Origin of the sequence: Deinococcus peraridilitoris DSM 19664 (assembly GCF_000317835.1) — a bacterium.
Taxonomy (GTDB): Bacteria; Deinococcota; Deinococci; order Deinococcales; family Deinococcaceae; genus Deinococcus_A; species Deinococcus_A peraridilitoris.
The window spans coordinates 1,741,008-1,754,726 of the sequence record NC_019793.1 but is presented as its reverse complement, the minus strand read 5'-3'; the positions used below and the strand labels follow the sequence as shown (position 1 = coordinate 1,754,726).

13 protein-coding genes are annotated in these 13,719 nt (G+C 67.0%); 7 read left to right on the top strand and 6 right to left on the bottom strand.

The features are described 5' to 3' along the window. Position 1: 1 nt before the first annotated feature. Positions 2-742, top strand: a complete 741-nt coding sequence (locus tag DEIPE_RS08610) for a class I SAM-dependent methyltransferase (protein ID WP_015235583.1) — start codon at positions 2-4, stop codon at positions 740-742. A gap of 31 nt (positions 743-773) precedes the next feature. Here the strand turns inward: DEIPE_RS08610 and DEIPE_RS08605 are convergent, their stop codons facing one another. Continuing rightward, positions 774-1,280 (bottom strand): metal-binding protein, encoded by a 507-nt coding sequence (locus DEIPE_RS08605; protein ID WP_015235582.1) that lies wholly within the window; start codon positions 1,278-1,280, stop codon positions 774-776. Between the two features lie 170 nt (positions 1,281-1,450). Here DEIPE_RS08605 and DEIPE_RS08600 point away from each other — a divergent pair, with 170 nt between their 5' ends. The 5 genes from DEIPE_RS08600 (at position 1,451) to DEIPE_RS08575 (ending at position 9,525) form a co-directional block, all read left to right on the top strand. Continuing rightward, positions 1,451-3,418 carry a S8 family serine peptidase gene (locus DEIPE_RS08600; RefSeq protein WP_015235581.1) on the top strand — a complete coding sequence of 656 codons (1,968 nt, stop codon included), beginning with the start codon at positions 1,451-1,453 and terminating at the stop codon, positions 3,416-3,418. A gap of 113 nt (positions 3,419-3,531) precedes the next feature. Continuing rightward, a complete protein-coding gene (locus DEIPE_RS08590) occupies positions 3,532-5,061 on the top strand; it encodes a S8 family peptidase (RefSeq protein ID WP_015235580.1) in 1,530 nt (509 codons plus the stop codon). 85 nt (positions 5,062-5,146) lie between these two features. Next, positions 5,147-6,355, top strand: a complete 1,209-nt coding sequence (locus DEIPE_RS08585; protein ID WP_015235579.1) for an LCP family protein — start codon at positions 5,147-5,149, stop codon at positions 6,353-6,355. Between the two features lie 55 nt (positions 6,356-6,410). Continuing rightward, positions 6,411-7,751: an MATE family efflux transporter gene (locus DEIPE_RS08580; RefSeq protein WP_015235578.1), complete on the top strand. Its 1,341-nt coding sequence runs from the start codon at positions 6,411-6,413 to the stop codon at positions 7,749-7,751. Positions 7,752-7,845: 94 nt separating this feature from the next. After that, on the top strand, positions 7,846-9,525 hold the full coding sequence (locus DEIPE_RS08575) for an alpha-amylase family glycosyl hydrolase (RefSeq protein ID WP_015235577.1): 1,680 nt from the start codon (positions 7,846-7,848) through the stop codon (positions 9,523-9,525). A 52-nt stretch (positions 9,526-9,577) separates the two neighbouring features. Here DEIPE_RS08575 and DEIPE_RS08570 read toward each other — a convergent pair whose 3' ends face one another. After that, positions 9,578-10,204: a GNAT family N-acetyltransferase gene (locus tag DEIPE_RS08570; RefSeq protein ID WP_015235576.1), complete on the bottom strand. Its 627-nt coding sequence runs from the start codon at positions 10,202-10,204 to the stop codon at positions 9,578-9,580. Then, the gene (locus DEIPE_RS08565; protein WP_015235575.1) at positions 10,201-10,812 is read right to left on the bottom strand and encodes a GNAT family N-acetyltransferase; all 612 of its coding nucleotides are present in this window, start codon (positions 10,810-10,812) and stop codon (positions 10,201-10,203) included. The genes DEIPE_RS08570 and DEIPE_RS08565 overlap by 4 nt, the downstream gene beginning before the upstream one ends. Positions 10,813-10,876: 64 nt before the next feature. Here DEIPE_RS08565 and DEIPE_RS08560 point away from each other — a divergent pair, with 64 nt between their 5' ends. Then, positions 10,877-11,197 carry a MazG nucleotide pyrophosphohydrolase domain-containing protein gene (locus tag DEIPE_RS08560; RefSeq protein WP_217218468.1) on the top strand — a complete coding sequence of 107 codons (321 nt, stop codon included), beginning with the start codon at positions 10,877-10,879 and terminating at the stop codon, positions 11,195-11,197. 4 nt (positions 11,198-11,201) lie between these two features. On the opposite strand, the gene hemW is transcribed toward DEIPE_RS08560, so the two are convergent. The 3 genes from hemW to DEIPE_RS08545 form a co-directional block, all read right to left on the bottom strand. Beyond that, entirely contained in the window at positions 11,202-12,377 is a 1,176-nt protein-coding gene (gene hemW / locus DEIPE_RS08555; RefSeq protein WP_015235573.1) for a radical SAM family heme chaperone HemW, read from the bottom strand. Then, on the bottom strand, positions 12,374-12,865 hold the full coding sequence (locus DEIPE_RS24915; protein WP_015235572.1) for a hypothetical protein: 492 nt from the start codon (positions 12,863-12,865) through the stop codon (positions 12,374-12,376). Before DEIPE_RS24915 ends, hemW begins: the two co-directional genes overlap by 4 nt. Before the next feature lie 88 nt (positions 12,866-12,953). Next, on the bottom strand, positions 12,954-13,640 hold the full coding sequence (locus DEIPE_RS08545) for a gamma-glutamyl-gamma-aminobutyrate hydrolase family protein (protein ID WP_015235571.1): 687 nt from the start codon (positions 13,638-13,640) through the stop codon (positions 12,954-12,956). Between the last annotated feature and the right edge of the window lie 79 nt (positions 13,641-13,719).

Below are 13,719 nucleotides of genomic sequence, written 5' to 3'. Positions count from 1 at the left end.
CGTGGACTACGACGCCTTTGTCGATCTGTACGACCGGCAGTACGATCTGTACCGCGAAGACCTGCACTTTTACGCGCGTCAGGCGCAGCAGGCGGGTGGTCGCGTGCTGGAGCTGGGCGCGGGCACGGGACGGGTGACGGTGTACCTCGCGCGGCGTGGCGTGGACGTGACGGGTGTGGAACTGTCCGGTGGCATGCTGCAGCGCGCCCATGAACGCGCGGCGTCCTCTCAAGTGCAGCCCCGCTTCGTGCAGGGGGACATGCGCGACTTCGATCTGCACGAGCAGTTCGAGCTGGTCATCGCGCCGTTCAACGCCCTGATGCACCTCTACACCATGCAAGACCAGCTCGCGGCCTTGCAGTGCGTGCGGCGGCACATGGCGCCCGGAGGTACCTTTGCCTTCGACCTGTACGTTCCGGTGTTCGGTCCTGAGGGCGTGCTGCGGCACGAGGGGGAGACGTTTCTGGAAGGGGGCGCGCGCACCGACGTGTTTCTGCGCCAGGACGTGGACCGCGCCCGGCAGCTGGCGACGACCGAGTACTTCGTGGACACGACGGACACCGACGGCACCCTGAGGCGGGCCCACCGGACCCTCACGCAGCGCTACTACACCCGCTTCGAACTGGAGTGGCTGCTGCGTCATGCGGGTTTTTCGGCTCGGGTGGCGGGCTCCTTTGAGGGCGGGGCCTTCACGTCCGACAGCCGCTACATGGTGGTGAGCGCCCAGGCCAAGCCCGGGTGATCTGGGCTTGGCCTGGGCGCTCACCTGCAGCTCAGCGCCGCTTTTTCTTCCAGCGCATCTTGTGGTCGGGGCGCACACCGTCCGCGATGAGGTGCAGCCACTGGCTGAGGTAGTAGCCCACCAGCAGGGGCAATGCCAGCGACCAGGAGAAAGCGAGGGAGGTCACCGGCCAGTCGACGCTGGGCAGCAGGAAGTGCAGCAGTCCGGTCACGACGGCCACCATTACGGCCAGATAGATCAGCCGGGTCAGCGGCCCGATCAGCCAGGAGTGAGACCAGCCACGGTGTGAGAACAGCAGGCCGTAAGGCACCCAGAGCGCACCCAGGAAACCCCAGGCCCGCTTGGAGTTCACGTGCCCTTCGGCCAGGTCGAGGTCGGGTGACAAGAAGACCGTGCCGACCAGAAAGCCGAGCGTGAAGAACAGCGCATCTTCCTGACCGATGAAAAAAATTCCTTGCCGGTGGACATACAGGGCGACCGACCCGAGCACGGCGTAAGCCGCCAGGTTGATAAAAGTGTGGGATTGTCCGCTGGGCACAACTTATTGTAGGGACACGTCAAAGGCGAATACCCGAACGGGCAGGCCGTCCTGCCCGGCGAAGACGCACAACTTATTGTAGGGACACGTCAAAGGCGAATACCCGAACGGGCAGGCCGTCCGGTATTCCTCATGTGCCGTCAGCTGTGCCCCATAGACTGGGAAGCAACATGAAACGCCTGTTGTCCGTCGGTCTGTCCTGTGCCGTGCTGAGCTTCACGCTGGCCGCGTGCGGGCAGCTGAGGGCTCCGGTGCCCGGCGCACTGTCAGTGACGGCGGGCACGGCCCTGGAGCGCTCGCTTTATCTGCCGTTTCAGGGCAGCTGGCAAGTGCAGGACGCGCCCGCCTGGCTCAAGGTCAGTCCACCGTCCGGTGAGGGGCACATTCGGCTGCGGCTGCAGCTGGCGAGGCCCGCGCGCAGTGAGACGCCGCTGCTGGCGGGTAAGTTCAAGCTGCGTTGGAAACAGGGATCGCAGAGCGGCGAGAGCGTGGTGTCGGTCACCGCCGACATGTTCCAGGTCACGGGCCGTGTCGCCGGCGAGGTGCGGGCCAGCGGCGACACGCGCGCGACCGGCAGTCCGCGCACCTCCGCTCCACCCGAGCCGCGTGGGGTGATCGTCAAGTACAAGTCGGCCTCGGGCCTGTTGCAGGCACAGGCACTCGGTGCCCGCATTCAGAACGAGGGAAAGCGTCTGGCCGTCCTTTCCACCCCGGATGTGGGCGGCGCGCTGCAGCGGTTGCGGCTCGATCCGCGTGTGGAGTACGCCGTGCCGAACGTGGTGCTGAGCACGCAGCAAAGCGAGGCGTTCGTGCCGCAGGACGAGTATGCGCCGCTGCAGTGGACGTACCCTTTGATCGGGTACGGCGCGGTGTGGCGTGACATGCAGGGTTCGCCGTACCCGCACAGCGTCACGGTGGCAGTGCTCGACACGGGTGTCCGCTTCGACCATCCCGATCTGAAAGGGGCCTTCTGGGGTCCGGGCGAAGGAGCGCTCGACCTGGTTCCGCGTCCGATGAACGGTTCGGGCGATCTGTACGGTCTGGACGAGGACCCGACCGATCCCGCCACGCCTGGACGCACGGTCGGCAGCCACGGCACCCACGTGAGCGGCATCATTGCTGCGCGCTGGGGAAAATTCACACCGCCCTGCCTGGCGTGCAGCGACAGCGGTGTGGTGGGCGCTGCCTTCACGGCCCCGGTGCGGATTCTGCCAGTGCGGATTCTGGACGCCTCGGGCAACGGCGACCTGGCCACCATTGCCGAGGGCGTTCGTTACGCGGCCGGTTTGCCGGTCACCTTGAACGGCAAGCGATACGTCACCCCGCACAAGGCGCAGGTGATCAACCTGTCGCTGGGCGGCGCGATCCAGGCCAGTGAGGCTGTGCCCCTGTGCGAAGCGATAGAGGACGCCCGCAAGGCCGGTGCGCTGGTGGTGGCTGCCGGCGGCAACAACGGTGACTCGGCACTGTTTTACCCGGCGGCCTGCGCAGGAGTGGTGGGGGTGGGGTCGGTCAGCCTGTCGGTTTCGCTGCCCGAACGCGCGTACTACAGCAACGCCAACTCCAGCATCGACCTCGCCGCGCCGGGCGGCAACGACCAGCGCGCCCTGAACGGTGGGGTGCTGGGCAACGACGCATTTGCCGACGCGGTGTTTTCCACCTCATGGAATTACTCCGACAACCGCCCGAACTATGAAGGCATGGTCGGCACTTCGCAGGCCGCGCCGCAGGTGTCGGCGCTGGCCGCGCTGCTGCTCAGCAAAGGCGTGGCGGGAAGCGCCTCGGAAGTTCTGACGCGCCTGCAGCAAACGGCGACCGACCTGGGCCCCGCGGGCCGCGATGACGCTACGGGGGCCGGGTTGATCGACGCGGCTGCCGCGCTGGGCGCTCCGGCGGTGAAGTTGCCCCTGAGCGTGCAGGCCCGCCGTGGCGTGGGCAGTGAAGCGCAGAGCGTGACCCTGAAAGTCGATGCGCTCGGGCGTTTTCAGGGCTTTCTGCGGGACGGGAGTTACACGCTGCTCGTTCGACGCGACGCGACGGTGTCCGGCCAGGCGGGGAGTCTCAGCGAGACTGCGTTTTCGCTGGGTCCGCTCCTCCCGCAGATCGACCTGGGCCTGCTGACCCTGCGCGAGCCCTGAGAGCGCTGTTGCCTGCACCTGGCACGGTTGTGTGAAGACCGTCTCGGGTTTTTGCTGGGCCGGGTAAAGTCAGACCTCATCCCAGGTCAGACGCAAGCTTTTCACAATGGTCTATGATTCACTTTTCTGCCAGACGAGGTCCGGCCCGCGAGGCGTTGCTGACCGGACGGGGGATCGTCGCGCTGACCGTAGTGGGTGCTCTGCTGGCCGCCTGCGGAAGTCCGGGCGTGCGGAACCCGGTGCCGACGAACCCTGTGCCGACGCCGCCCACCAGTGGCTGTGTACCCACTGCGGGCGTCAGCGCCATGCAGCCCCTGATGAATGAGCCACTGACGAATGAATCGGGGACGAGCAGCATCCCAAGCGTCATGGGCAGTGCGCCCGACTGGTCCGCGCCGCGTGTGGCAGGACAGCTGCTGGTCGTCTCGACGGCGCAGACCGCAATGTCGCCTCAAAGTCTGCGCGTGCTCGCGGGAGTGGCCACCGAGCGCCTGACCCAGGATGTGACCCTGCTGCGCACTCCGGCCGGGCAGACGGACCGGGCGTTCGCGGCTTCCCTTGAAGCGCAGGGCCTGCAGGTTCAGCCGGATTACCTCTACCGCGCGCTGGCCCAGCCCAACGATCCTGGGGCGCCGCGCAACGCCGGCCTGACGGTGGGTGGTGCGGTGCGCCGCCAGGGTTACCTGGAGCGCATCAACGTGCAGAGCGCCTGGGATTATCTGGCGGCCAAATGCTCAGTTGATTTTGCGCCCGTCACGGTGGCCGTGCTGGACACGGGCGTACGTCGCGCCCATCCGGAGCTGGCGGGTCAGCTGCTGCCGGGCCGTGATTTTTGCAGTGCGCTTGACGGCGAGGGCAACACCTGCACCGGCACCGACGACGATCCTTCGGAAGTAGTTGGGTCCAACGCCGGGCACGGCACTGGCAGTGCCGGTCTGATCGGCGCGGCCACCAACAACGGGCAGGGGATTGCCGGGGTGGCCTGGAGCGGAACGGGCACCAAGATGCTCTCCAGGATTCTGCCCGTCAAGATCTTCGGTGAGAAGGGCGGCGAGTCCTTTGCCCCTACCAGCGCGCTGGTACAGGGACTCGATTACGCCCGATTGCAGGGTGCGCGTGTCGTAAGTATGAGCCTTGGTTTTGTGGAGAGCCCCGAGTTCGATCCGGCGCTTGAGAGTGCCATCGGACGCGCGGACGCGGCAGGAATCGTGATGGTGGCCGCGGCCGGAAATACGCCCAACGAAGGCATCTATTATCCGGCGAGCGATCCACGTGTGCTGTCGGTGGGTGCGCTGGGTGCGTCGGACAGCCTGGCCTGTTACTCGGCCCGCCCCAGCGCCGATCAGCGTTCACGCGGTGTCGAACTCGACCTCGCCGCGCCCGGCGGATCCTCGCCGTGTGGTTCGGGCAGCGACATCCTGACCCTCACCGCTTCGGGCAGCTCGCCTTATGGCCTCTTGGTCGGGACTTCCGAGGCGGCGCCGCAGGTGGCGGGCGTGGCCGCCCTGATCCGCGCGTACAAGCCCGGACTGAGTGCGGCGCAGGTGCGCTCCATTCTGCGCAGCAGTGCCCGCTCTGTGAACGGGGTGCGCATTCTCGATGCAGGTGCAGCGGTGCGGCTGGCCGAAAACCCGCCGCGCTGAGTGCTCTCCCGACTTGCCAGCAAGCCGGCACAACGCCGGCTTGCTCATGTGAATTGCAGGCGCGTCATATAGAGTTTTGGTGAAGATGTCTTCATCCGAACTCCCGGCCTCTCCGCCTTCACGGCGCAAACGACGCGTCGGCAACACAGCGCTGGTTTCGCTGCTGTCACTGGCCGGTCTGGCTGCCTACCTGGCGCCCGCCGTTCCGGCGCTCACGCGGTATGGCGCTCTGCCGAAAGCGCCTGAAGGCACCCAGACTTTTCTGGTGGCCGGAGTGACTCCCAAGTATCCGGTCTCGGCAGTCTGGCCTTATCCGGCGGCCCCCGAAGACTTCACCGGCCTGACCGACACCATCATGCTGGTGCAGGTCCGTGCAGGAGAGCGCAAGCTCAAGTTGCTCAACGTTCCGCGCGACACCTGGACAGCCGTTCCTGGTTGGGGCTACAGCAAGATCAACGCCGCCAACGTGCGCGGCGGTCCCCCGGCGTTGCGGGCGGCCGTGGAAGACCTCACGGGCATCCGAATCGACGGTCACGTGCTGCTGAGCCTCGACGCGCTGCGGGATGTGACATCGGCTGCGGGGGGCGTTACGGTGAACATCGAGAAGCCGATGAAGTACACCGACAAGGCGGGCGGTCTGTTCGTGGACTTCGAGCCGGGACGTCATCACCTGAACGGGAAGCAGGCCGAGGCGTACCTGCGTTTTCGCTACGACGGCATGGGCGATATCGGCCGGGTGGAGCGTCAGCAGGCCTTCATCAAGACCCTGGGTGCCCGGCTGCTGAGTTTTCCCGGGATGCTGTACGCACCGCGTGTGGTGGGCGCGCTGGAGCGCAACGTGCGCACCGACCTGTCACGGCAGGACCTGGCGCAGCTGCTGGGCGCCCTGCTGCGCCGACCCACCGTCGAGACCACCCTGCTGCCCGGCGGCTTCGGGAGCGGCGGAACCTGGGAACCGGACCGCGCCGCAATTCGTGCGCTCGCGCAGACGACCTTTGCCCGTGAAATTCTGCCCGGCGATCCTCGTGGCCTGAAGGTCGCGCTGATCAACGAGAGTGCGCCGGGAGGCAGCGCCCGGCGCCTCAAGGAGAAACTGGAAGGGCTCGGCTACAGCAACGTCGTGGTGGGCAACGGGCGAGGCGGGGTGGACCACACCACGGTGTTTGCCGCCGACCGGCGCGCGGCCGAGCGGCTGCGCAGCGACCTGGGCTACGGCAGTGTCAGCGTGGCCAGCACGGGTGAGGCAGGCGCGGACATCACCGTGCGGCTGGGCGCCGACACGCCAGGTCAGTAAGCCGCGCCCGGCGCGGTCTCCGTGATCTCCGTGGGCGCCAGGTGGGCGTGCTAGCGTGCTGAGCGTGCAAGACGCCCCGCTTTCTTCCAGCCCCACGGGCGGCCTGCGTGAACTCTTCGTGCTGGCCTGGCCCCTGATGTTCTCCAACCTGGCTTACACCGCGGTGGGTTTCACCGACACGCTGATCATGGGCCGCCTGGGCGTGACCGAGGTGGGCGCAGTCGGTTTCGCGAGCATTTGCGTCCTGACGGTGATGCTGCTGTTTCGCGGCAGTCTGAACAGCGCCTCCACCTTCGTGGCGCGCGCGCTGGGGCGTGGTGACCGGGTGGGCGTGCGGCGCTGGGCCAGCGTGTTTCTGGGCCTGTCACTGGTGGGCCTGCCGCTGGCGCTGGCAGGCCCGTTCCTGATCGACGCGCTGTTCGCGGCGTTGCGCCCGGACGCGGCGGTCGCGGCGGTCGCGCGGCCGTACGCGCAGATTCGGATGCTCGAAGCGCCACTGCTGCTGCTGGGCACGGTCAGCATCTCGGTGATGCTGGGGATGGGGAACACCCGCACGCCGATGGTGCTGTCGTGGCTGGTGATGATCCTGAACGCGGTGCTGGCCCTGCTGTTCGTGTTCGTCTTTCACTGGGGAGCGCTCGGTGCGGCCTGGGCCAGCGTGATCGCGGTGAGCGTGCAGAACGGTCTGGCGTTCGTGCTGCTGCGCCGCCTGCACGGCCCTGATTTCGGTTCCCTGCTGCACGCCCTGCCCGCCCGGGACGAGCTGCGCAGCATCAGTCGGGTGAGTTTGCCGACCGGCCTGACCGAACTGGGTGAGGTGAGCGCCTTCACGGTCTTTCAGGGTGTGATTTCCCGACTCGGCCCGACCGAGCTGGCCGCTTCGCAGATCGCCATCCAGCTGTCGAGCCTGGGTTTCCTGCCCGCCTACGCGCTGGCCGCCGCGACGGGCAGCCTGCTGTCGCGCGCGCTGGGTGCCGAACGCCCGGACATCGCGACCCGCATCGGCTGGCGGGGTGCTTTGCTGGCGGCGCTCCTGATGGGTATTTTGGGATTGCTCTTCCTGGCCGCGCCGCGCGCCCTGATCAGTCTGTTCAACACCGATCCAGAGGTGCTGGCCGTCGGCACGGCCGTGCTGGCGGTGATGGCAGCCTTTCAGCTGCTCGACGGAATCGGCATCGTGCTGGGCGGTGCGCTGGGTGGAGCCGGTGATACCCGGTTTCGTCTTGTCGTCACATTGGTTGGCGCGTGGCTGTTCATGGTGGGTGGCGCGACCGTCCTGACCCCGCTGTACGGCGTGACGGGAGCGTGGGGTGCGGCGCTGGTGTACATCGTCGGGGCGGCACTGGCGTTCGGGCTGCGTTTTCGCTCGGGCCGCTGGCGAGGCGTGCGGCTGTAGCCGTCGAGATCGGACCTGCTTTTCTGAAGGGTGCATGACCGGCGGGGGCTCGAGAAGACCGCGGCCGGCGTTTTGGGCGGTTTAGACTGCCCGCATGACCGGAAACGAAGTGACGACCGACTCCCTGCTGTGGTGGCAGCGTGGAATCGTGTATCAGATTTACCCGCGCAGCTTTCAGGACACGGACGGAGACGGCGTGGGCGACCTGCCCGGCGTAACCGCCCGTCTGGATTACCTGGCGTCGCTGAACATCGACGCGGTGTGGCTCTCGCCGATTTTCACGTCCCCCATGAAGGACTTCGGATATGACGTGGCCGACTACGAGGACGTCGATCCGCTGTTCGGCACGCTCGCTGATTTCGACGAACTGCTCTCACAGGCCCACGCGCGCGGTCTGAAGGTCATGCTCGATCTGGTGCCCAACCATTCGAGTGATCAGCACCCGTGGTTTCAGGAGGCGCGTCGTTCGCGTGACAATTCCAAGCGGGACTGGTACATCTGGCGCGATCCGGCACCGGGCGGCGGGCCGCCCAACAACTGGCTGTCGTTTTTTGGTGGGCGCGCCTGGACTTTCGACCCGCACAGCAATCAGTACTATCTGCACCAGTTTCTGCCCGAGCAGCCCGAGCTGAACTGGGCCAATCCCGAAGTGCGTGCGGCCCTGCTCGGCGCCATGCGCTTCTGGCTGGCGCGCGGCGTGGACGGCTTTCGGGTGGATGTGATCTGGCTGCTGGGCAAGCACGGTGATTTCCTCGATGAGCCCGCTAATGAGGAGTGGAGAGAAGGCCACTTCGAGCACGGGCAGCTTTCGCACATCTACACGCAGGATCTGCCCGAGACCCACGCTTACATTCGTGAGATGCGCGCGGTGCTGGACGAATTCAGCGTGCCCGGTCAGGAGCGCATGATGGTGGGCGAAATCTACCTGCCGCTGGAGAAGCTGGTGACGTACTACGGCAGCGAGGTGGGCGCGGAGTGCCACCTGCCCTTCAATTTTCTGCTGCTCACCCTGCAGGAGTGGAGTGCGGGCACGGTGCGTGACCTGGCGCGGCGTTACGACGAAGCGGTACGTGAATACGGCGGCTGGCCGAACTGGGTGCTGGGCAACCACGACCAGCACCGCTTCAAAAGCAAGTACGGTGCGGCGCACTACCGCCTGGCGCAGACCTTGCTGCTGACCCTGCGCGGGACGCCGACGGTGTACTACGGCGATGAGATCGGCATGCAGAACGTCGAGGTGCCGCGTGAGCGTCAGCGTGACCCCTCCGGTTTGCAGCAAAGTGACAATCCCAATGCCAGCCGTGACCCGGAACGTACGCCGATGCAGTGGGACGCGTCGCCCTTCGCGGGCTTTTCGTCGGTAGAACCCTGGTTGCCGCTGGCCCCCGATTACGAGCGCGTGAACGTCAGTGTGCAGGACGCCGATCCGCACTCGGACCTGCACTATTTTCGCCGGCTCACGGCCCTGCGGCGCGCGACGCCCGAATTGTACGGGGGAGATTTCCTGCCCCTGCCCGAGGGTGGGAACGACGTCTTTGCCTTTGTCCGGGCACACGAAGGTGGGCGGGTGATGGTGCTGCTGAACTTCAGCAGCCGGGCGGTTGTGCTGGATTTGAGCGCGCACGCTTCGCAGGCCCGTGACGGGGGCCACACCGGAGAGGTGTTGCTGTCCAGCCTGGAGCGCGGTGGAGACGTCGAGCTGGCGGCCCTGTCACTAGAAGCGCACGAGGCCCTGATTGTGCGCTTGATACCAAACTTGGTGTCCCTCCCGTGAGTTGACCTGCTGCGCCCGCTCAAAGACACGCCCGCCTGAGGCCGGACGGCGCTCAGCGCAACTTCATTCCGAAGGTCACTGCCCCCGGCGTGCGGGCGAGCTCCTGAAAGCCGAGACGCCGGTAAAATCCGATGGCGCGCTCGTTGCGCGCGCCCACCCCCAGGTGCACGCCCGGCGAGTTCGCTGCCCGCAAGGCGCCGAGCAGGGTCCCGATCAGGCGTCGGCCGTTTCCGGCTCCCTGGGCGCGGGGCAGCAGATCGATGTGCAGGTGCGAGGGGTAGGCCTGCCACAACCCCGTGTCGTCAGGAAAACCAGTGTGAATCTGCGCGATCAGGCGTTCGTCGGGTGTGTGCGGCGGGGCGTCTGCGTGGCTCAGGGGATACCGTGCGCGCAGGTCCGGCCACCATTCGCGCTCGAGCCGCGTGTTGAAGGCTGCGGTGTCCCGCGCGCCGACCACATAGCCACACACGCTCACGGCATCTTCCAGAATGAATGCCAGCTCGGGTTCGAACCGACCGTACGGCGCAGCGTACAGATGGCCCAGCAGCAGCGGGTCAGCGTACAGCTCAGTGGCGTCCGCGCCGCTGTCACCTGTCTCCAGGCAGATGCGGTACAGCGCCGTCTCGTCCTCGGGGCGGAAGGGACGAACTGAAAAGGCGGCAGGTGCGTCGGAAGTCAAGGTGTGTTCAGTGTACCGGCCCGTTGCAGGCGCTCGCGCAACCGGGAGCGCACTTCGGGCCACTCGTTCCCTGTAACGCTGTACATCACCGAATCCCGCATGCTGCCGTCCGGCCGCACCTGGTACTGGCGCAGAACACCTTCGCGCACGGCGCCCAGTTTCTCCATCGCGCGCTGGCTGCGCTCGTTGAGGGCGTCCACCTTGAACTGCACGCGCGCCGCGTTCAGGACCTCGAAGCCGTACTGCAGCAGCAGCAGCTTGCTTTCCGGATTCACGAAGGTGCCCTGGTAGGCGGGCATGATCATGGTGCCGATTTCCAGCCCCCGGTCGGCGCGGCGCATCTCCGAGTATGAGATGCGTCCGGCCACGTCGGGCGTGCCGTGCACCAGAATGGCGAAGTTCCAGCGTCCGGGAATGGCGTTCAGGTAAACGATGAATTCCTGCCAGGCCTGCGGCGTGTCATCGGCCGGACCTCCACGCCCCAGGTAACGAAAGACTTCCGGGTCGTGCTGGCGGGCCAGGGCCGCAGCATGCTGCGTGCCGAGCGGTTCGAGCGTCACGAACTGCCCGCGCAGGGTAGGACGGTCCTGCCAGGGATCGCTGGTCATGCCGCCGATGTTACCGCACCCGCCGCGCGCTTTTCGGGAACGGAAGCGCTCACGCTTGCTCGTCTTGGCCATGCCGAGCGAAGCGCAAGAATCGACGGCCGCCTTCCTGAAAGCGCATCATCTGGAAGCCGGACCGGTGACCCGTCTGCTGGACCTGCTGTCCGAACTGGGTGAAGTCGCCAAAGCGCACCTGAACGCCACCGATTACGGCGCCCGGCCTTTCGTGCCGGGTGAGCAGTGGGCCGGGGAACTCGGTGACACTTACTTCAGCCTGCTGTGCTTGGCCCACGCGTCAGGTGTCGATCTCGACGCCGCGTTGCACGTCGTGCTGGCAAAATACCGCCGGCGTCTGGAGCAGCAGGGCCATACGGGTTCGGGCCGCTGAGCGTTCAGGCTTCCAGAAAAGCGCGAATCACGTCGTTCAGCACCCACTGGCCCGCTTCGGTCGCCCGCAGCGCCCTGCCGTCAAACTCCAGCGCGCCGCGCCGTGTCTGCATCTCGATCACCCCGGCGTAACGCGCGGCCACGTCCAGACCCGAGCGCCGCGAGAGGTCACGCAGGTCCACTCCACGCGTGAGGCGCAGTCCCATGAACAGCGCGTCGGTGGCGTACTCCTCGGGCGTGATGAGGTCGCTTTCCCCCGGCTGGCCGGCCAGCCACCCGTTCAGGTGTGGATTCGTGCGCCGCTCGGACAGCACCCGCTGCCCCGCGACTTCACGCCCGGGCGGGGCCGGGTAATGCCCCGCCGCGCCCGGGCCCAGCCCCAGGTAGAACTGGTTGGTCCAGTACGCCAGGTTGTGGCGTGAGTGTCCACCGGAGCGCGCGTAATTGCTGATCTCGTAGCGCTCGAAGCCCAGCTCGCCCAGCAATTGGGCAGTGCGTGAGAAGCCTTCACGCTCGTCTTCCTCGCGCACCGTCACGCCGCGCCGCGCGAAGGGCGTGCCGCTTTCGATCGTGAGGGTGTAGGCGCTGACGTGCTCGACGCCCAGTTCCACCAGGCCGCGCACATCGCCGTCCAGCGGTTGGCCTGCCACGGCGGTGATGAGGTCACCGGACACCCGGAACTCCTGTGCCAGGAGTTGCTCGACCGCTTCGCGCGCCGAGCGGGCGTCGTGCTGACGGCCCAGAAACTTCAAGGTGGGGTCGTGGAGGCTCTGCACGCCCACCGACGCCCGGTCAAACCCCAGTTCACGCCACTGCCGGGCCCGCTCAGGCGAAACCGTACCCGGATTGACTTCCAGGGTGTTCTCCTGCGCTCCCCAGCCGAAGGCGCTGCGCACGATGTCGACCACTTCCGCCATTTCTGCTTCGCGCAGGAAGGAAGGCGTGCCCCCGCCCAGGTAGACGGTCTGCAGATCTACGCGGTAGGTTCGCGCGATTTCGGCGGCTTCCTCGCGCAGGCGCTTCAGGTACGCCTCGACCTGCCCGGCGCGGCGCGTCAGCACGTGAAAATCGCAGTACGGGCAGATGGAAGGGCAGAACGGCACGTGCAGGTACAGGTGGCGCACGGCGGACGTGGCCGGATCGGTGACCTGCGCGGCGAGGTTCGTCCGGGGAGTGTTCACACGTGGGCGAGGCTGTGCGGCGTCTGGGCCCACCACATCTGCAGGGTGCGCGCGAGATCTTTCACGTCCGCGCTGACCACCGGGACGCCCTGTCGGGCGCAGGCGCTCGCGGGCGGGCAGGCACCGCGCGCAGCGTCCAGCCGCAAGGCGGACGTCCATTCAGGCAGATCGCCGCCTTCCTGGTAAGAAAAGCCCGGCTGCAGGACGGTGCGTGGAGGAAGCTGCAACGACGGGCCGCCGCTGAGGGTTTCACCGACCACCACAGCGCCACGCGGACTCACTTCCCGCAGCGCGCTTTCCAGGGGAGTGAGGTCCTCGGTGACCAGCAGGTACACCGCGCCCTTGAAGCGCAGCGCGTCGAGGGCGCCGGCCACCTGTCCGACCAGGCGCGGCGGGGCCACCACCAGCCAGGTGTGGCCGCCCGGAAGACCGCTCCACAGTGCCCGTGGGCAGCCGTACAGATCCGACCAGACGCGCTCCGGGCTCATGACCGTTCCTGACGGCACAGGTTCTGGGCGCGCAGGGCGCTCGCCCGAGACGGCCCGCCTGAGCGCTGCGTGAACCTACTGTTTCTTGTCACCGGAAAAGCTCCATGTAGGCCTTGAACGTGCCGTTCGTGTCCGGTGCGCTGTGAAAGGTCGCTTCCGGGTGCCACTGCACGCACACCACCCCGTCGCCTTCCAGGGCTTCGACCAGGCCGTCGTCCGTTCTCGCGGCGACCCGCAGGGTCGGTGCCACGGCCTTGACGGCCTGATGGTGGTGCGAGTTGACGCGGGTGAGCTGCGGATGATGCCGGGCAAGCAGCCCGTCCTCGAAGTGCACGTCGTGCGTCGTGTCGGTGTAGTGGTGTCCGCGCGCACTCTGGCTGTGCCCGTCGAGGTGCTGGTGCAACGATCCGCCTTCGAACACGTTGATGACCTGCAGGCCCCGGCAGATGCCCAGCACCGGCAGGCCGCGTTCACGCGCCGCGCGGTACAGCTCGACTTCGGTGGCGTCGCGCAGTTCGTCCACTTCACCCAGCTGTTCATGAGGCTCCTCGCCGTAAAAGCGGGGATGCAGATCGACCCCGCCGGAAAGCAGCAGGCCGTCGAGGCGTTCCATCAGTTCACCTGCCGCCTCGGGAATGAGCGGCAGCAGCGACGGCGCGGCGCCCGCCGCCCACAACGCCTGCGCGTAGTGCTGCGCGGTGCCTTCGTAAGGACGGGTCACGCCGGGAAGGGTGAGAAGCTGCCCGATGGAAATGCCGATGCGCGGTCGAGTCACCGGAAAAGAATAGGGAAATTGCCCGGCGCGTGGTAGGAGGCAGCTCTCGATTGAGCGCGGAGCAGACCGGGTGAGTGCG